Origin of the sequence: Aliiglaciecola sp., from assembly GCF_039982535.1 — a bacterium.
Taxonomy (GTDB): domain Bacteria; phylum Pseudomonadota; class Gammaproteobacteria; order Enterobacterales; family Alteromonadaceae; genus Aliiglaciecola.
In genome coordinates, this window is sequence record NZ_JBDWYG010000067.1 from 54,300 (window position 1) to 73,372 (window position 19,073).

A 19,073-nucleotide genomic window follows, 5' to 3' on the forward strand; every position below is an offset into this window, starting at 1 on the left:
GCAAAGCGTACTCGTTACTGACTAAGCTTGCCCCGACTATTACGGATTTGCAGTGCGTAGGTAATATCCGTTGGCAATACCTCTTTTTTACAGCAGGAACACACCATTTCAAGCTTGAGAGGATCTCCGCATATGTTATGGGTAAGCAGCAGTGGTGGTCCATCAGGGGAGGGAAGCCATTTGTCTCCCCATTGCATTAAGGTCAGTATTATTGGATAAATACTCATACCTTTTTTAGTTAGTTTATATTGAATCCGTCTAGAATCTCCAGGCACTTCGGTGGTGATCAGAAACCCATCTTCACATAACTCTGAAAGGCGATTGGACAAAATATTAGTGGCAATATACGTGGCTTTAAGTATGCCTTGAAACTGATTGATGCCACTGAACAATGAGCGAAATATTAACATGCCCCAGCGGTCTCCGATGATTTGAATACTGTCATCGAGTAACGTTGTACTGCTGCCAGATTTAGATGTTTTTCTTCGTCTAGCACTGTATTCCGCTTCCATTTCTCCAGCACCTGGGCCAGTTTCCCAGCTAACATCTAATGGGCTAATTTCAGTGCCGCAAGACTCACAGGCAGGAAAGGGTTCGGTGGTGTTGCCACATAATTTATGGGTTAAAACAATTTCAAGTTTCCCGGACTTTTGTCCCCATTGACGTTCCCAGTGCAGCATTGCTAGCGCAACGGGATACAGGTCGATAAATTTTTCAGTGGCTTTATATTCGTATCGTTTGGGGCGCTCACTGTATGCAACTTTAACCATACAACCTTTATCAATTAGACGTTTGAGTCTATTGCTTACAACAGGTTTTAGGAGTTTAGTTTGTTGGCAGAACTCATCGAATCGTCTAGCTCCGAGCCAATAACTCTCCATAAGCAACAAAACTGGGCTGTCACCAATAATCTCAAGTGCTCGCCAAATTGAGCAAGTCTGAATGAGCTTTACATCTTTAGGTGCACTCCCCAATTGAATCGGTTCCTTATTTTCTGACACGTAAGCTGACTTCCAAATCTAAAATATATCTCCAATTATAAAGGTGTGATTATGAAAGTTACTAGCAATATATTTGTTAACCTCTTTTATTGTCTAAAACCCTAATAAAATTCAACCTAGTTCTATAGCTTGTCGATTTATATTCGTTACGTATGAGGTGTTGCTGCTTTGCATAGAACTTAGTTTAGTAACGAAAGTAAAGGAGGTGCAATTTGAACAAATGCAAAACCAAGTTATTCACTAAACTAAGCTATTCACTAAACTAAGCTCACATGCAATCAAACCAGCGTGTTTCCTTGGTACTGGCTAATACTAATCGGTACCGACGATAAAAGATGCGCAGGTAGTTGCACTACCACCTAGGTTAAAAATACCCACATTGTTGGCATTTTCTATCTGGTAATCGGCACATTGCGCCGTCGTTTGTTTATAAGCATCCAACATCATTCTTACACCAGTTGCGCCAACAGGGTGCCCCAGACCAATGAGTCCGCCGCTAGGGTTAATAGGTAAATCGCCATCAAAGGCAATGATGTCATTTTCTATGGCTTTCCATGATTCACCAGGTGCGGTCAAGCCTAAGTGGTCAATTAGCATGTACTCGGTCATAGAGAAACAATCATGCACTTCGAGTAAATCTAAGCTATGCACATTTTCCAAGTTAGCGCGCATTAATGCATCGTTAAAAGTGCGTTTCACGTGGGGAAATATCAATCCATCTTGTTCACTTAATTCCAATTTACGGTTCATCAATAAAGGCGCACTTCGATGTCCCCAACCTTTTATTCTCGGGATTGAAGATAGAGGAATGTTGTGTTTTCTTGCATATTCAGTTGCGTAACTTTGCGACGCTAAGAATACCACCGCTGCACCATCGGTGATTTGTCCACAATCTTGTTTTCGTAGTCGCCCCTCAACGATGGGGTTAAACTCGTTATCATCCATAAAACTCTGTTCATAGAATTGCCAGTTACGGGTTTGAGAGTTGGGGTTACGTTTAGCATTAGCAAAATTGAGCTCTGCAATTCTGGAAAGGTGCCGAGTATCGATACCATATTTATGTTGATAGTGTTCAAGCAGGTCTGCAAACATTTTCGGCCATACATAGTTGCAACCTTCGGTTTCTTTACCTACCCAAGCTGCTGCGCCTAAATATTCAGCTCCTGTGGCTGAGTTAACATTGCGCATTAACTCTATACCCATCACACAAGCTACTTGATAATGGCCGGCTTCCAAATCGCGCATGGCACTTAGTAGGGCGATGGAGCCTGACGCACAGGCTGCTTCATGACGCGATGTAGGTATGTCGGCAAATTCAGGAACGGCGTGGGCGAAAAAACCATTAAGTTGTGCTTGTCCGGTAAATAGGTCAGACACAAAGTTACCCACATGGGCAACATCTACATCCTTAGGTGGAATCTTTGAGTCGATTAAACTTTGTTGTAAACAACTTTCAAATAAGTCGTATATTCCTTTGTCTTCACGGGCCCAATTGCGACTAAAATCAGTCTGATGGCCACCTAAAATGTAAATGTTTTGTCCAGTCATAACACTCTCTTTAACTATTGATTACGTTTATAAACCTGCAGCTTTGTCGCTGCTAACCCAACAGGCGTGGAATCCAACAGGCACACGACTGGGGATTTTGAGACGACAAATGGGGCCAGCATCCACTTTTCTTGCATCGAGAATGATAGCTTCACTTTCACCTGTTTCAGCATAGGTAAGAAAACTGATCAGGTACCCATCATCTTCATTAACAGCATTATCAGCTGGGGCAAATGGCGTTTCAGAACCACAGCTTCCTGCAGGAAACACGTAGGTTTGATTTTCCCGTGTTTGATGGTCAAATTTAAAAATCCCACTAAAATTAATTAAGCTTTCTGTGGGCATTAATGTTGAGTAGCTGTAGCGGTATTTTTTGCCTGTCACCCAATCTGCATTGATCATGGGGAATTCGACATTGGTATCGTCAAGTTGCTCTTCGGTGGTTTCGCCTGTCGCCAAATCAAATGTCCAGCGGTAAAGTTTTACATCTTTCCAAGTACCTGCAGACTCCATTCTTTCGATAACACCATCACCTGGTTTGCGAGGCGTAATTGGATCGGGTTGGCGACAGCCATCCATAATAATTTTGCCGTTCTCTTCGTATGCATTTACGGTGTGGTACATGTAACAAGCACTCGCATCGAACCATTGAATGTCTTCTGTACTGCCATGCCTAGGTACAACTGCAAATCGGCTGGGACGGTCTTTGAAAAAGTGTAATCCGTGACTGCCTTGATTCCAATGAAGAGGTAAGTCCATCAAAATTGAATAGTTTTCAGTGATTGCCATATCATGGGGTAATCTCGCCCCAGGCAATGGTATTTCAATGTAATTGGTTAGCTGTCCAGTCTTATCCACCACACCGTAGGTCATGTAAGGCTCTTCCATGTTGTAATCGAAGAACATGAGCTCACCGGTGGCATCGTCAACCTTGCAGTGGGCAGACATTTGTCTGGGCAATTTACTGTTAAAGGTTTCTTGGCCTTCAGTTTCCAAGGTGACCGGATTGACCCTATACGGAATACCTGTTTGATAGAAGGTGGTCAACAAGGCGCCGTTGTGCCATACCACATCGGTATTTGACGCATCTTTAATGGAAAAGTCACTACCACTTCCTGGCGGCGAGCTTGGATCAGGTCTTGGCATCGCATAACCAGGCCACAAAATGTTTTGCGCTTCACTTTCCATGTTGAAATGTTTGGTTCTTATCCAGCGATTTTTATAACTCGCATTGCCATCTTTAAAGGATAAAGTGTGCAACATGCCATCACCATCAAACCAATGGTGAGGGCCCTTACTGGCAAAACGAGGATTTGCGCCATTGCGAACATAAATACCAGTTAAATCCTCTGGTACTTTACCTTCTAGCACCTCTAAGCTATCCACTGTATGTTCAAACAAGGTCGGGCCTAGTGCACCGTGTAAATAGGGGTTCACATTGTGGAAATGTTGTTCCTCTTTGGTCCACTCCGGAGTATCTAATTGTTCATACTCTTTAATCATTTTTGAGTTCATAGGAGATCCTTTTTTACTTGTTTTCTGGTGCGAGTCGAAAAATTTGCTGTTAAAACTGTGCCCTTAGCTTGTGCCGCATTACTTTGCCAAGGGCGTTGCGGGGAATTTCAGCTACCAAATGCATTTTTTCTGGCAGCTTGAACGACGCTATATTTTGCTTTTTTAAATAGCTAAGGAGATCGTCTAAAGTGAGCTTTTTCTGTGGTTTTAACGCCACAAATACCGCTATACGTTCGCCCATTATTTCGCAGGGGTAGGGCGCTACAGCTACGTCTAAAATATGTTCATGAGCACTTAATAAATTATCGAGTTCAGCGGGTGCTATGTTCATCCCCCCGCGGATAATGAGATCTTTGCAGCGACCAATGAATTTATAGAAATCGGGATCTTGAGATGAGATTTGAAATAGATCACCGGTTCTAAAAAATCCATCTGAGGTAAAGCTTTGCGCGGTTTTATCTGCGGCTTTAAAATAACCATCAAATACCCCAGCGCCTCTAATTTGCAACTCTCCAGATGTATCGTCTTGGTTAATTTCAGTATTTGTTTTTACATCCATCAAACGTGTTTCAAGTAAATCGCTCTTACGAGGGAACAATCTAGCGCGTTTTTCTGGGGCATCTGTTTGATTGGGACCACAAAGCAGGCTCATGCCTTCATTGGAACCAAAGTGATTGACTATCTCAATATCAAACAATTGTTTGTATCCATCTACCATCCAGGCATCCAGAGGTGCAGAGCCTGAACCAATGGCGCGAATTGTGGAAAAGTCGATGGCACTTCTTAGCTTTTCATCTTTCAACAATGTATTAAGTAAAGTTGGTGGTGCTAGGGTGTAATTAACTTTTTCATCGACAATCTGCTGCAAGAACACGGGTAAATTTAATGGGTGGTGGAGGACAAGTTTGCCGCCACTATACAACCAACTTAAAAACATGCCGCCAATTGAGGCCATGTTGATTAATGGAAAGGGGTTGAGTAGGGTTTCGTTATCTTCAATTTGATTCCCTAAATAGGTAGCCTTGCCTATGGCTAACCACTGGTTATGACTGCGGGGAACCCCTTTAGGATCACCCTCAGTACCTGAGGTCCAGCAAATAGTAATCAGATCATCGGCACTAACAGGGTGTTGGCGAGAATAAGCTTCATATGCAGTGTTGTTCTCATATGATGTCATTTGAGTGTATAAGTTGCAGTCAGATGTACCTTCGCCCCAACTCAGTACTTTAGGGAGGCTGTCTAATTCGGATAACGCAATACTGCGATGTATTTTGTCTAACAGATCCGTTTGTTTAAAGCTGGCTGTGACTATGACAGCTTTCGGCTGCAACATTTGTAAGATAGTACGCAGCTCACTTTCTTGATATTGCACAGGTACTGGACTTAAAATAATTCCCAATTTAGACGCGGCTAAATAGGTATAGATAAGCTCTACGACGTTTGGCATTTGTACTAATATAATATCGTCTTTGCCCAAGCCTAACTGTAAAAATGCGTCGGTTAGTTGATCTACTTTTTGAGACAGTTGTTGGTAAGTAAGGCGTTGAGGTTGATTGCCGGTTAAACTCGGCTTATCAATGGGATCAACCAGCGCTGGGCGTTGTGGAAAAGCAGACACGGTTTTTTCAAACAATTCATGGAGCTTAGTCTCACCCCATTCGCCCGAGTCGTGGTACTGCTTTATTCTGTCTAATGTTGAAGTAATCATACTAATTTACCTTCAGGGTGTAGTGTGGTTCTATGCATATTTTTACTTGAGTAAAACAAGTAAATTACCGCCTTTAACAGGCGGTATATGGGATATTCTTTCGGGCTTAGAAGTTATATGTAAACTCAACTGCTACACTTCTAGGCCGTTCATAAATGCCATAATAAGCAACCCCAGTTCCACCTGTGAGTGTGGTTGAGAAGGGCAACGAGTTGGATAATGTCATCACGCGTTCGTCGGTAATATTGTTGCCGATTAATGCGACTTGCCATTTGTCGTCGTAGTCTGCTAATGCAATTCGCAGTCCCCAACGGGTATAGCTGTCTTGCATGGTATTTGGATCGATAGTGACGCCGCCATTGTATTCGTCGCTGTATTCCATGTTTACGCTGTACGTCATGTAAGCCCAATCACCAATATCTTGTTGATATTGCAGTCTCAAATTCCCTGAAAACTCTGGCGTGTAAATAGCGCGTTCACCAGTAAGGTTACACAAACCGTCTACAGATGAACTTAACACTTGGTCAGGTAATACAAGGTCCGGGGCACACTGGGCAACATCAAAATCAAGGTATTCAAAGTCTAAGTAAGCCAATGAACCCGTTAATACCAGTGATTCTGATAACAACCAACGACCATCTAATTCAATCCCTTTGATTTCTGCTTCTGCAGCATTTTGAACATTAAACCCGACGGTGCCATCAAACTGAGTGACTTGCAGATCTTCATAGTGGGTAAAGAAGGCTGCAGCATTGATTTCTATAAACCCAAAACCAAATTTTCCACCCAATTCATAACTGGTTGCTTGTTCATCTTCAAACTCAAAAGAGCCTGGGTTGACGGGGTTATCAGGATAGCTATTTGAACGTATATCAAATCCGCCGCCTTTACTGCCTTGGGTATATGAGGCGTAAAATAGGGTGTCATCGTCTAATTCATATTGAACATTAAGCAATGGATCCAATTGTGATTCATTACGGGTGCCTTCAAGATCGTGAGCATATATTTTTATGGCGCCCATCATGACTTCGAAACCAGCTTGTGGTCCAAAAGCAGGTGAGCCGGGAAATAATGCATCGGCAGGAATACCAGAGGTGTTTTCGCCGGGTAAAGTCAACACACGGTGAGCTTCTTTTTCTTCTTTGCTATAACGTGCGCCTGCAGTGACTGAAAGTTGATCTGTGATCCGCCAATTGAGTTGTGCGAATGCGGAAAACACTTGAGAGTCTTGGGAAAAGTCTCTATCCCAACTGCCGTTAACAATAGGGACATAGGCCGGGTTTGCTGCAAAGGTGCTACCAAATAATACGTTGTCGTAGGTGATCAACTCATTGTCTTGAAGATAAATACCGGCAATATAGTCAACGTCACCATCGGTCGGGGAGGCAATCCTTAGTTCCTGACTCCACTGCTTAAAGCGCTCTCCTTGGGTAGAACCGTTGAATAAATCTAACCCGGTATAATCCACATCTATGAGTTCATCGGTGTCGTATTTTAGGTAAGCGGTTGTTGAGGTGATAGTAAAATCATTAATATCGTAAGCAACATTTAACATCAGAGTATCGACTTTGTTATCGCTTTCCTGTCCGTTGTTTTGAGACTGGTAATCTTCATCGGTTTCAACATAAAGAGCGCCGCTAAAAATGGTTGAATATGAACCAATGGCAGAGTGATTTTCAATGGCTCTGCCAGCAGTGTCAAAGCTTGACGTTTCTGCTTTGAGTAAAATCGTTAAATCATCGTAATCCCATTCCAGCATTCCTCTTAAATACAATTGTTCTGTATTGGGTTCGGTGCGATCTAAAGTGACATTTTCAATCCACCCATCCATCTCACGATATGAGGCAACAAAACGTCCTTTTAGGTTTTCCGTAAGCGGGCCGGATATAATACCAACGGTTTTAAATTCTTCTTGTTCGAATTCATATAGGGTTGAAATAGACGCTTCAAAATCGTCTGTGGGCCGCGCTGAAGACAAACTGATAGCGCCAGCAATCGCATTTTTACCAAACAAAATGGGTTGAGGACCACGGAGTATTTCAACTCGTTCTAAATCCACTAAAGGTAATTGAATAAGTTGATCCCGTCCGTAATAAACTTCGTCTACGTACATAGCTACTGATTGTTCAAACCCTTTATTCCCACCTGATGAAATACCTCGAATACCGATTTGGTTTGTAATACCCGATTTAGTGATATTCAGATTAGGAACAGAGCTAGACATATCCGTTAGGCTGTTAATGTTATTACTTTTTAACAGATCCCCTGAAATCGCGCTGATGGAAATAGGTACGTCCTGTAATCCTTGAGAACGTTTCTGAGCGGTTACCTCTATAACTTCTAGAGATAACTCGGAATCTTCCGCATTGGTTTCTTGTGCTATTGCGTTAAAACTGTATCCCATCATTAAAGCTGAAATATAGATGGCTACGCGCTTCTTTTTATAATTAATTTGCATCGTCTGCTCCTAAATGCTTCGAACCAAGATATGCGTTTAAACTCATTGAAACGTTAGTCTAATAACGCAAGTGATGTGACAATATACTTGTAGGTTCATTAATGCAAGCCTTATTGTTAAGAAAATGTATAAAATGGTTTAATTTATGTGAAATTTGTTAATTGGTTTATTTAACTAGTTGTTTAATATATAAGACTTATAATGAAAGTTATGTGGTGAATTGAGCTTGTATGGAAACAATATTGAACATTTATGGCGTTAATTTACTAGGCTTTAGGAAAAGTATGGGATAAAGTTTGCGGATGAATATTGAAAGTCAAATAATAACAAACCCTGTTGCCCGAGCGCTTAAAATAGTAGGTGACCGCTGGACAATCCTAATTTTAAGAGATGCTTTTTTAGGACGTCATCGATTTAGTGAGTTTAGAGAGTTCAGTAAAATTGCCCGTGGCACTTTAACCAATCGGCTGGAATTTTTGGTTGAAAATGAAATATTGTTTAAAGTTCCTTATACTCAAACTCCTCCCCGTTTTGAATATAAACTGACTCCACGAGGGCTTGGACTTTATCCTTGGGCGCTGATGGTGTGGGAATGGGAAACACATTGGGTAAGTCATCCCGGCACTAAATTACCTTCTGTTTTGCAGCATAATTTACACAACCAACATGAATTGAAACCCATATGTGTGTGTCGTCATTGCCGTGAGGAAGTCAGTTTTAAAGATGTTAAACGTATTCAAGACAAGAGCATCGACATAGTTTATAGCGGTAATGTTGCTGATAATATGAATACCCAGCGGCGATCTCGAGGAAGTACGGTGTCTGATGCTGATCACCGCCTAGGGCATATTATTGAAATCATTGGCGATCGTTGGAGTAGCTTAGTGGTTGCTTGTGTCTTTTTGGGCTTGAGTCGTTATGATGATATCCAGCAAAATCTAGGTATAGCCACAAATATTCTTGCCGATCGACTAAAGCTCATGGTGGATTTAGGGGTATTAACTCGAAATCTATATCAACAAACTCCGCCTCGATATGAATATAAATTAACAGCGAAAGGGAGCTCGTTGTATGGCTTAATTTTAGCATTACGCCAGTGGATGTTAGACTATTTTCCACCTGTTGAGCGGCCATTCAAACTCATACACAAAGCCTGTGGTCACGACCTTGATGTTGATGTTATTTGCGCCACATGTTTAAGCAAACTCTTACCAGAGCAGGTAGGCTTTAGTACTCAGGAATAAGCAATACCTGCAATTAATGTTTAACTATTTGGGCTTAACTCTCGTTTTAGAATTTTGCCTACTGGTGATTTTGGTAACTCATCTATAAATTTAATTATTTTAGGGATTTTATAAGGGGCTAAATTGGCTCTACAGTGTTCTATTATGTCATTTTCGCTTAGCGCATTTTGTTTTCTAACAACAAATAATTGAACTGCCTCTCCACTGTCTTCTGATTGGATGGCAATTGCTGCACATTCTTGTATATCCTCCAAGCGATTTACTACTTGTTCAATTTCTGCCGGATAAACGTTAAAACCAGACACCAAAATCATATCTTTAATACGATCTACTATATAAATAAAGCCGTCCTCATCAATTGTGGCAATATCGCCAGTGGCTAACCAACCATCTTTTAAAGTGGCTGCGGTTGCTTCGGGGTTTTGCCAATACTCCTTCATAATTTGTTTACCTTTTATATGCAGTTCGCCTTTACCTCCTGGAGCGATAGGTTGTTGGTTATCATCGAGTATCTTTATTTCTACCCCTTGCATAGGCTTTCCAACAGAGCCTAAACGACGGCAGTTTTGTCCACGATTGATAATGACCCCTGCTGAGGACTCGGTTAAGCCGTAACCCTCATTAATTTGGCAATGGGTGAGTGCTTCCCAGCGCAGGGCAACACTTTGATTCAGAGCCATTCCCCCTGATAAGGTAAATTTTAAGCCTGAAAAGTCTAAGGTTCTAAATTGTGGATCTTGGCACACCAAATTGAATAGGGTATTAATACCAACAAATAGACTAAATTTATTGTCCTTTAAAGCTTCATAAACGGCAGGGAGATCCCGAGGGTTAGGAATTAAAATGCTGGTAACACCATAAATCACACCGACCATAATATGGCCAACAAAAGCATATACATGGTAAAGGGGCAAAGGCGCAGCAAATATTTCATTACCGGCCTCAAATACCGCGGTGGTTTCCCAAAAACTATGGGCTGCACTGATTAAATTTTCATGGGTTAGAACGGCAGCTTTCGATAAACCCGTTGTTCCACCTGTGTATTGTAACAGCGCAATATCATCTGCTTTGGCTGATACTGCAGTAAACTTAGATTTACTGCCCATAGATAAAAGCTCAGAAAATTCGCAGTAGTCGACCTGGAGGCTTTCTAGGCTTGGAGTTTGATTATTCAGGTAAAATAGAGCTGATATATCTGACTCATTTACTAAATCAGTCACCAATTCAAGGGACGAGCTTAAAACGATTAATGCCTTCGCACCTGAGTCTTGATACATGTGGCGTAGTTCATTTTCCGTGTACAATGGATTGATATTAACTAGAATTAAACCTGCCCGTAAGGCTCCCCACGCGAAAATAGGGTAGGCGAGACAGTTTGGCAATTGCAACGCAATTCTATCGCCAGGCTGCAAGTCCGTATGGTTTTGAATGTAAGCAGCAAAATTTCTTGAGTCTTGCTCTAAGGCTAAATAACTTAGGTTTTGTGGGCCGCAAACAAAGGCGGTATTTTCCCTAAACTGTTTACACCCTTGGCTAAAAATAGATTGTAATGTGTCGGTTTCTAACGCTGTTTGTTTGACTGTTTCACTAATTAAATTCATGTTTATCTCAATCGTTAAATTCGTTACTTAGGAATACGGCTAACGACAACTGGTTTCGCTAACATACTCCGGTGTTCGCCTTTGTTTACGCCTTTGTTTTCGGGCAACTAAAAATGTTCAGAGTCCATTGCCATTAGGTTTTGTGCACCAGATTGTATGGTTAACTTTAATGTCGCGGTGCGAGGAAGTATGCGTTGAAAATAAAAACGAGCAGTGTTGATTTTGCTGTTATAAAAGTCTCTATCATCGGTTGTAGACTCAAGTTTATGCAAGGAAACCGAAGCCATTCGAGCCCAGAAATAGGCTAAAATGGTGTAGCCGGAAAACATTAAAAAGTCTACAGATGCGGCACCCAACTCATCTGCGTCTGTCGTAGCCGATTTGCCAATTTTATTGGCTAAATTTAACCAATCAATAGTGGATTGCTTGAGTGGTTCGATAAATTCAGCCATTTGCGGGTTGGATTCTTGGGATTTACAAAACGCCAGTATAATGTCACTAAAGTTTGTCAATAATGCGCCTTTCGAACCCAGCACTTTTCTACCGATTAAGTCGAGGGCTTGTATGCCTGTGGTACCTTCATACAAAGTAGAAATGCGACTGTCTCGCTGGTTTTGCTCCATGCCCCATTCTTTAATGTAACCATGGCCACCAAATACTTGCACACCGTGGTGGGCAGCTTCACAGCCTAGCTCTGTCATAAAACCTTTGCAGATAGGCGTGAGCAACGCCAAAAGGTTTTTAGCTTGGCTTCTTTGTTGTTCGGACTGTCCGTGGTCGGATAAATCGAGCTGTTGGGCTACATAATAAGCAAAGGCTCTAAAACCTTCAGCGAAAGATTTAATCGTCAGCAACATGCGACGAACATCGGGATGGACAATAATGGGATCCGCTGGACCATCGGGATTTTTTACGCCACTTAATGAACGCATGGCTAACCTTTCTTTTGCGTAAGGTAACGCTCCTTGATAAGCAACTTCAGAATGAACTAAACCTTGTAAAGCTGTGGTTAAACGCGCCGAGTTCATAAAAGTAAACATCGCTTCAAGGCCCTTGTTGGGCTGCCCGATTAAATACCCCTTAGCACCGTCAAAATTCATTACGCAGGTGACAAAACCATGAACCCCCATTTTGTGTTCAATTGAGCCACAATTTACTGGGTTTCTAGCGCCTAATGAGCCGTCTTCATTGACTAAAAATTTGGGTACGACAAACAGTGAGATACCAGCCGTACCTTTAGGCGCATCGGGTAAACGTGCCAATACAATATGTACTATATTCTCTGCCATATCGTGTTCACCACAGGAAATAAAAATTTTTGTACCACTAAGGCTATATTCGTTGTCTGTTATTGGCGTTGCTTTAGTTTTTAGTTGGCCTAAATCTGTACCACAATGAGATTCTGTTAAACACATGGTACCTGTCCATTTACCGCTTACTAAGTTGGGTAAAAATGTGTTTTTAAGGTTTTCATTGCCATAACTAACCAATGTTTTGATCGCACCTTCACGTAAGCCAGGGTATCCCGACCACGCCACACTGCCACTGCAAACTAGCTCACTGACCATGACATTCAAGGACTCAGGCAACCCTTGGCCACCATATTGCTCTGGCATTGCTAACGATGGCCAACCACCTTCACAATATTGTTGATAAGCTGCCTTAAAACCGGGAGGCGTGGTCACGCCGTCGGCACTCCACTTACATCCATGTTGATCACCCACTGCATTCAATGGTGATATGACATTTTCAGAAAACTTTGCGGCTTCTTCTAAAATTGCAGACTGCATTTGTTGATCTAATTCAACGTCCGTCGTTAGGTTTTTATAATGCTCACTAAAATTAAGTAGGTCATTTGTTACAAACTGAATATCACGCAGAGGGGCTTTGTAAGATGGCATTGAGAATGCTCCAGAGTATTTAATTTACGACAGGTTTAACGTACAACGGGTTGCAGCCGTCAATGTTCTATAAATTATCTTAGGGCTAAAATAACCACTAAGTTCTTTAATGCAAGTTATGTTAATTTGATGAGTCTTTTAAAGCAAGTAACTATGTTAAATAAATTTAATATTATTTACTTTATTTTAACGTTACTGGAAATGTTAGTGTTATGACTAAACAAAGATGTTGTTTACTGCGACATTAAAGCTTATCCAGTAATTCTAGTTAACCTGTTGATACATATACTGTTAATAATTATTGAATGTGCATCGTAAAATATCAGAAGGGGATTTATAAGGTGTTTAACTAAGTGAGTTTTGAATCGCTTTCATTTACCGGTGTGCTGAATATATTGTCCCATTCTTTATCGAGTTGAGCATGGGCTTGATTGAGAGGTAGGGCGCGATACAGGTTATCTTGCTTTTCGATGAGGCTAAATCGGTGCAATTTATTTAGCGCATCTTCGATTTCAAAATCAATTTCAAAATTGAATTGGTGAGCAAACCATTCTTCAATTTGCTGATCTAATTGTTCGCTGCTGATAGGGTGTTGGCTGATCAGTAGAAAGTAATAGGCGAGTATGGCTTCTTTAGATTCCTCTTCCTCAGCGGCATCAATAAGGTGATGAAAAACCCCGGCGTTGTTGTCGAGATTTTTAAAATAGAGGTTATCTGCCAAAGCTTTCATAAATTTTAATTTACGATTTTTAAACTTACTCCATTCCTTAAATATAAAACCGCCAATCACGCCAGCTCCAGCACAAAGGGCGATAAGTTCTTGGGTGCCAATGGTGACCGCTTTATCGGAAAGACCAACCCAATAACTGATCAGGCCTGCCATTAACAACAAGGATGCCCCTAACTTTGTTACCAGTACCACAGTTCCGCCCACTAATGCTGAGCCACCGATGATGGCTTTGTCTAGGGTACGCATGCGCACTTCACTGTTGGGAAAGAGCATTTCTAAATCTGCTTTGGGTACGTTTTGGAATAGCTTTATGATGGTAGAGTCTGGTTCGAAATTAAGGTTTTTCGCTTTTTTTTGTGCAAAATATTCAGCATTTTTAAACTTAATGTATACCGCGACTTTGTCGTAATTGGTGAACGTGACTTGTTGCTTTTTTAAACCCCAAAACTTACTTAAGGTTTCGGTTTTTTGATATTCACCACGACGATAAAATACCACTTCGGCAAAGTCTGCAAACTCCACTTCCAGTCTTACTTTAAATAAAGAGGCTTCGTGCAGAGCTTCTTGTAAATCTTGTTCCGTCACCTTTTCAAAGTTTGCAGCATTTAATACCTGAGCAAAGGTTTGTGCGAATACCTGCTGTTTATCTTCTAAGGATATTTGCGAGGTGGCATGAACGGGCAGGGTGTCAGCGTTAGGATCAAAAGGCGCGTAGTTGTCCTTTAACGTTTCAAGGGTTTGATGATATTCAAAATGCAGGGTGCTAACCAGTATATGACATAGCCCCTTAAAGGCTTTTTTATTACTTTCATCTAGCTGTCCATGTGCTACACAGGCATTGATTAGGTCTGTTTTTCTTAACGGAATAAACCTATCTTTTTTACTACTTTGCTGTATCACGAGTGTTTATCCTGCTTGCTTGTGCTTATTCCGTTTTATCTTCGTTGGCAACCATGGCCAAAGCCGCAGCTTCAGCGACGCGTATACCATCAATGCCTGCCGACCAAATACCCCCAGCATAACCAGCCCCTTCGCCAGCAGGATACAAACCTTCAACGTTAACACTTTGATAGTCTTTGTCTCGTTTAATACAAATGGGTGATGAGGTGCGAGTTTCTACGCCCGTTAATAAGCCATCAGCTTTAGCAAAGCCTTTGATTTGACGATTAAATGCAGGAATGGCTTCGCGTATGGATTCGGTAACAAAATCGGGAACGACCTTAGATAAATCAGTAAGAGTGATACCTGGGGTGTATGAGGGTTTTACCTCGCCCAATTCAGCACTGGCTTTTCCAGCTAAAAAGTCGCCAATGAGCTGTGCTGGTGCATGATAGTTCTCACCGCCTACCGCATATGCAAGATCTTCTAGGGAGCGTTGTAATTCGATACCCGCTAGTGGGTGATCGGGGTAATCTTGCTCAGGGGTAATGCCAACTACTATGGCACTGTTGGCGTTACGCTCATGCCGAGAATATTGACTCATACCATTTGTGACCACTCTTCCTGGTTCAGAAGCTGCGGCTACCACAGTGCCCCCTGGGCACATACAAAAGCTATACACGGTGCGGCCATTTTTACAGTGATGAACGAGTTTGTAATCTGCTGCCCCTAAAATTGGGTTGCCGGCATTTTCACCAAATCGACACTTGTCGATCATGCTTTGTTCATGTTCAATGCGAAAGCCCACTGAAAAAGGTTTAGCTTCAATATGCACACCTTGCTCATAAAGTGCGGTAAAGGTATCTCGGGCGCTGTGACCTATTGCTAATATGACCTGATTGCAACTTAGGTATTCACCATCAGATAAGTGCAAACCCTTGAGTTTATAACCTTGTTTTTGAGGAATTAAATCGAGTTTTTCTACGCGGGTACTAAAGCGAAACTCGCCACCTAAGGCAATAATTTTTTCGCGCATCTTTTCCACCATATTGACCAACTTAAAGGTACCAATATGGGGCTTACTCACATACATGATTTCTTCAGGTGCGCCTGCGGCAACAAATTCGTGGAGTACTTTTCGACCATAATGTTTGCGGTCTTTTACCTGACTATATAGTTTGCCATCTGAAAATGTACCAGCCCCCCCTTCGCCAAATTGCACGTTCGATTCTGGATTAAGAGGTTTTTTACGCCAAAAACCAAAGGTGTCTTTGGTGCGCTCTCGTACTTCTTTTCCGCGCTCGATGATAATTGGCTTAAAGCCCATTTGCGCTAGAATTAACGCGGCAAATAAACCGCAGGGTCCTAAGCCAACCACAACGGGTCGCTGTGTTAAATTAGCCGGCGCTTGGGTGACAAACTTGTATTGCATATCTGGAGTGAGTCGAACTTGGGGATCTCGTTCGAATTGCGCGAGCAGTTCAGATTGGTTTTTAACCTCTACATCCAAAGTGTAAATGAGTTGGATGTCTCTGTTATTACGTGCATCGTAGCCACGTTTGAACATGTTGTAGGATATTAACTGGCTTTGCTCAATTTTGAGCTTATTGAGTATTGCTTGCTCAATGGCCTGTTCTGGGTGATTTAGGGGTAACTTAATATCCGTCAAACGTAACATATTTCACACTCTTTAAACGCCGGACAGCCTGTCTGTCAGGGCGCGATATTTTAAATCAGCTAATCTGCGATAGATAGCCCTGTTTAGGTAGATTTCAGATCAATTCAAGTGAATTTAAATGAATTTAGTTCGCCTGAACAAAAACCTAAAGAAACTTGTGTTTTTAACCGGCTTCTTTAAACTTGTCAGCATATTTTGTTCCTAACCAAACTAGCTTTCAATGACCTTTGTAGTGACCGACAATTGCATTAAGTGCAAATACACAGATTGTGTTGCCGTATGCCCAGTAGATGCCTTTTTTGAGGGGCCTAATTTTTTGGCGATTGATCCTGTTATTTGTATCGATTGTGCCCTTTGTGTACCTGAATGTCCGGCTGATGCGATTTTTCAAGACACTGAACTGCCCGCCGATCAACAGCAGTATTTAGCATTAAACGAAGAACTATGCCAGGAATGGCCTAATTTGAACGAGCTAAAAGCGCCTCCAGAAGACGCTGATAAGTGGAACGGGGTTGCCGATAAGTTGCCTTTGTTAGAACGCTAACGCCCAGCACAAAGTTTGATTTACCCTTTGAACCCTTTGGCTACTATATAAACTTCGCGTGAACGTGGACGAGACGCATCAGGCTTACGAATAACCACTTTCTGAAATGAACTGCGTACGTCTTTTAAGTATTCTTCATAGCCCACACCTTGGAACACCTTCGCACAAAAACTGCCGCCAGGTTTAAGGACATTGCGAGCCATATCTAGGGCTAATTCTACCAAGTACATTGAACTGTATTGGTCGGTGGCATTCACTCCACTGATATTCGGTGCCATATCTGAAACCACAACGTCGACTCTTTCATTGTCTAATTCAGCAACAATTTGGTCATAAACCGCTTCTTCGGTGAAATCACCCTGAATAAAGGTCACATCCAGTATTGAATCCATTGGTAAAATATCTGACGCTATTACTCGGCCTTTTTTGCCTACCAAAGGCGCGACTATTTGCGACCATCCACCAGGCGCTGAGCCAAGATCCATCACAATGCTGCCAGGACGAATTAACTTATCTTTTTCGTTAATCTCAATCAGCTTATAACTTGCACGGGAACGGTAGCCGTCAATTTGCGCTTTTTTTACGTAGGGATCGTTAACGTGTTCGTCCAGCCATTTTTTACTGGTTTTAGAGCGTGCCATAAAGTGAGTCTGCTATTTTAGATGGTTTAAACGGCGCTTATTGTAAGCTGGCAGGGCAAATTTGCAAATTACTCAGGGTAAAATATGCCCTTTAAAGACAATTTATTTTTGCCTGACTTGATTTCATCAACGGGTTACAATGAGTTTGCGAGTAGATTAATTCGTTTATCCAATCCATAAATAAATAACTAAATAAAAAATAGGGAACTACATGACCGAAGGTGCTGTATTTAACTTGTGTTTTATCTCGTCACTATCCCAAGGCAAGTTAATATGAAATTTGATGATGTAAAAAAGCTCCATCAAAAAAAATACCGTGCTCAGTTTGGTTATTATTTAGTGGAAGGTGAACATCTGGTTTTAGAGCTTCAAAAAGCAATAAAACAAGGCCCTGAATTAAGCAATATTACGTTATATATCACCGAAGAGTATCAAGATTGGGCTAAACCACTGTTTAGTCAAAGTAGTTTGGTAGTGCTCAATAAAAAGCAAATGGCACAGCTTAGTGACACCAAAAGCCCCCAGGGCATTATAGCTTGTGTGCCATTGCCAAAGGCGGCTAAATTGCAGCAAACAAACCTGCAAGGAGAACGCTGCATCTATCTCCATGAAGTGCAAGATCCCGGTAACCTTGGGACTATTTTGCGAACCTTAGCTTGGTTTGGGGATTTTCGATTATTGCTCAGTCCCAACAGTGTTGATCCCTTTAATTCTAAAGTGGTGCGCGCCAGTATGGGGGCCATATTCCATGTACCCATTGAGTTAGAGGTTGAATTAGAAGAATTACAGACTCGGTTTAAACGTTTTGCCTATTTGGATATGCAAGGTAAACAGATCAATAGTCCAGAGTTTTCCGATTACCAATGTTATTTGTTTGGCAACGAAGCTCGTGGGGTGCCCAGTGATGCCTTGTCGGCCTGTGCTGCCGATGCATACACCATTACTGGCAGTGGCAAAATTGATTCCCTCAATTTAGCCAGTGCGGTGAATATTTGCGTGTACCAATTATCCGTTTAAGAATTTTAGTTACAACAATGTTCTTTATAAAATGTAGCTAAAGTTCACTAAATCCATATATTTGCTCCTAAAAGCTTTTAAAATTCTCAAACTACTCGAATTGAGTTAAGAAGGCCGTAAAAATCTCTGATACCTCATCCAGTGACGAGTTGAGTCTGTGATCACCTTCGATTAGATGTAATTCACATTTAGATTGTTGCGCATATTTCGCTGAATGTTGATAGGGGATCACATCATCACCAAGACCATGGACGATAGAAAGGTTTTGGGTCTTAGGAGTGTAAGACTGTTTCGCGTAGTTTGGCATAAATAACGCGGGGGCGAGTAGGAATAGACCTTCACAAGCGTATTCTTGCGCAGCTACTATGGAAACGTAGCCGCCCATGGAAGAGCCCACTAAAACAACCTTATCATCTGTGTTTGCGAGTATTTTTAATAGCTTATCAACACGCTTATCAGGATTATCAATACCAGAGTAATCAATACTGTCTACTGAATGGCCGAGGTTTTGTGCAATCTCGGCTAACTTTCGTATTTTAGATCCCCAAGGACCACTTTCTTTTCCATGTGAAAAAATGACTTTCATAATGATGTTCAGTTGAGAGTTT

The 19,073-nt window shown here is 41.7% G+C and carries 14 protein-coding genes; 3 read left to right on the forward strand and 11 right to left on the reverse strand.

What is annotated here, in order from left to right:
* Window positions 1-14 precede the first annotated feature (14 nt).
* From ABJV04_RS18190 to ABJV04_RS18210, 5 genes are all read right to left on the reverse strand, one after another.
* Window positions 15-1,001, reverse strand: coding sequence for a helix-turn-helix domain-containing protein (locus ABJV04_RS18190; protein WP_348493027.1), 987 nt, complete (start codon window positions 999-1,001; stop codon window positions 15-17).
* Between the two features lie 312 nt (window positions 1,002-1,313).
* Entirely contained in the window at window positions 1,314-2,549 is a 1,236-nt protein-coding gene (locus tag ABJV04_RS18195) for an acetyl-CoA acetyltransferase (protein ID WP_348493028.1), read from the reverse strand.
* Window positions 2,550-2,576: 27 nt separating this feature from the next.
* Window positions 2,577-4,064 (reverse strand): carotenoid oxygenase family protein, encoded by a 1,488-nt coding sequence (locus ABJV04_RS18200; RefSeq protein ID WP_348493029.1) that lies wholly within the window; start codon window positions 4,062-4,064, stop codon window positions 2,577-2,579.
* A gap of 49 nt (window positions 4,065-4,113) precedes the next feature.
* Window positions 4,114-5,772 (reverse strand): class I adenylate-forming enzyme family protein, encoded by a 1,659-nt coding sequence (locus tag ABJV04_RS18205; protein ID WP_348493030.1) that lies wholly within the window; start codon window positions 5,770-5,772, stop codon window positions 4,114-4,116.
* A gap of 106 nt (window positions 5,773-5,878) precedes the next feature.
* Entirely contained in the window at window positions 5,879-8,230 is a 2,352-nt protein-coding gene (locus tag ABJV04_RS18210) for a TonB-dependent receptor (protein ID WP_348493031.1), read from the reverse strand.
* Between the two features lie 302 nt (window positions 8,231-8,532).
* Here ABJV04_RS18210 and ABJV04_RS18215 point away from each other — a divergent pair, with 302 nt between their 5' ends.
* Complete coding sequence (locus ABJV04_RS18215) at window positions 8,533-9,474, forward strand: helix-turn-helix domain-containing protein (RefSeq protein WP_348493032.1); 942 nt, start codon at window positions 8,533-8,535, stop codon at window positions 9,472-9,474.
* Window positions 9,475-9,494: 20 nt separating this feature from the next.
* Here the strand turns inward: ABJV04_RS18215 and ABJV04_RS18220 are convergent, their stop codons facing one another.
* The 4 genes from ABJV04_RS18220 to ABJV04_RS18235 all read right to left on the reverse strand — a co-directional run bounded on the left by ABJV04_RS18220 (window position 9,495) and on the right by ABJV04_RS18235 (window position 16,263).
* Window positions 9,495-11,075 carry an AMP-binding protein gene (locus ABJV04_RS18220; RefSeq protein ID WP_348493033.1) on the reverse strand — a complete coding sequence of 527 codons (1,581 nt, stop codon included), beginning with the start codon at window positions 11,073-11,075 and terminating at the stop codon, window positions 9,495-9,497.
* Window positions 11,076-11,182: 107 nt separating this feature from the next.
* A complete protein-coding gene (locus ABJV04_RS18225; protein ID WP_348493034.1) occupies window positions 11,183-12,976 on the reverse strand; it encodes an acyl-CoA dehydrogenase C-terminal domain-containing protein in 1,794 nt (597 codons plus the stop codon).
* A gap of 349 nt (window positions 12,977-13,325) precedes the next feature.
* Window positions 13,326-14,603 carry a TMEM143 family protein gene (locus tag ABJV04_RS18230; RefSeq protein WP_348493057.1) on the reverse strand — a complete coding sequence of 426 codons (1,278 nt, stop codon included), beginning with the start codon at window positions 14,601-14,603 and terminating at the stop codon, window positions 13,326-13,328.
* Window positions 14,604-14,631: 28 nt separating this feature from the next.
* On the reverse strand, window positions 14,632-16,263 hold the full coding sequence (locus tag ABJV04_RS18235) for an NAD(P)/FAD-dependent oxidoreductase (RefSeq protein WP_348493035.1): 1,632 nt from the start codon (window positions 16,261-16,263) through the stop codon (window positions 14,632-14,634).
* 220 nt (window positions 16,264-16,483) lie between these two features.
* Here ABJV04_RS18235 and fdxA point away from each other — a divergent pair, with 220 nt between their 5' ends.
* A complete protein-coding gene (gene fdxA, locus ABJV04_RS18240) occupies window positions 16,484-16,807 on the forward strand; it encodes a ferredoxin FdxA (protein ID WP_348493036.1) in 324 nt (107 codons plus the stop codon).
* A gap of 20 nt (window positions 16,808-16,827) precedes the next feature.
* Here fdxA and rlmE read toward each other — a convergent pair whose 3' ends face one another.
* A complete protein-coding gene (rlmE, locus tag ABJV04_RS18245) occupies window positions 16,828-17,448 on the reverse strand; it encodes a 23S rRNA (uridine(2552)-2'-O)-methyltransferase RlmE (RefSeq protein ID WP_348493037.1) in 621 nt (206 codons plus the stop codon).
* 273 nt (window positions 17,449-17,721) lie between these two features.
* Between rlmE and ABJV04_RS18250 the strand changes: the two genes are divergently transcribed.
* Window positions 17,722-18,465 (forward strand): RNA methyltransferase, encoded by a 744-nt coding sequence (locus tag ABJV04_RS18250; RefSeq protein ID WP_348493038.1) that lies wholly within the window; start codon window positions 17,722-17,724, stop codon window positions 18,463-18,465.
* 91 nt (window positions 18,466-18,556) lie between these two features.
* Here ABJV04_RS18250 and ABJV04_RS18255 read toward each other — a convergent pair whose 3' ends face one another.
* Window positions 18,557-19,051 (reverse strand): YqiA/YcfP family alpha/beta fold hydrolase, encoded by a 495-nt coding sequence (locus ABJV04_RS18255; protein WP_348493039.1) that lies wholly within the window; start codon window positions 19,049-19,051, stop codon window positions 18,557-18,559.
* Window positions 19,052-19,073 lie beyond the last annotated feature (22 nt).

Bases quoted from the DNA above. Each gene is read 5' to 3' on its own strand.
- fdxA (WP_348493036.1), top strand. From the start codon at position 16,484: ATGACCTTTGTAGTGACCGACAATTGCATTAAGTGCAAATACACAGAT.
- ABJV04_RS18255 (WP_348493039.1), bottom strand. From the start codon at position 19,051: ATGAAAGTCATTTTTTCACATGGAAAAGAAAGTGGTCCTTGGGGATCT.
- ABJV04_RS18195 (WP_348493028.1), bottom strand. From the start codon at position 2,549: ATGACTGGACAAAACATTTACATTTTAGGTGGCCATCAGACTGATTTT.
- ABJV04_RS18215 (WP_348493032.1), top strand. From the start codon at position 8,533: ATGAATATTGAAAGTCAAATAATAACAAACCCTGTTGCCCGAGCGCTT.
- ABJV04_RS18220 (WP_348493033.1), bottom strand. From the start codon at position 11,075: ATGAATTTAATTAGTGAAACAGTCAAACAAACAGCGTTAGAAACCGAC.
- ABJV04_RS18210 (WP_348493031.1), bottom strand. From the start codon at position 8,230: ATGCAAATTAATTATAAAAAGAAGCGCGTAGCCATCTATATTTCAGCT.
- ABJV04_RS18235 (WP_348493035.1), bottom strand. From the start codon at position 16,263: ATGTTACGTTTGACGGATATTAAGTTACCCCTAAATCACCCAGAACAG.
- ABJV04_RS18250 (WP_348493038.1), top strand. From the start codon at position 17,722: ATGAAATTTGATGATGTAAAAAAGCTCCATCAAAAAAAATACCGTGCT.
- rlmE (WP_348493037.1), bottom strand. From the start codon at position 17,448: ATGGCACGCTCTAAAACCAGTAAAAAATGGCTGGACGAACACGTTAAC.
- ABJV04_RS18225 (WP_348493034.1), bottom strand. From the start codon at position 12,976: ATGCCATCTTACAAAGCCCCTCTGCGTGATATTCAGTTTGTAACAAAT.
- ABJV04_RS18200 (WP_348493029.1), bottom strand. From the start codon at position 4,064: ATGAACTCAAAAATGATTAAAGAGTATGAACAATTAGATACTCCGGAG.
- ABJV04_RS18205 (WP_348493030.1), bottom strand. From the start codon at position 5,772: ATGATTACTTCAACATTAGACAGAATAAAGCAGTACCACGACTCGGGC.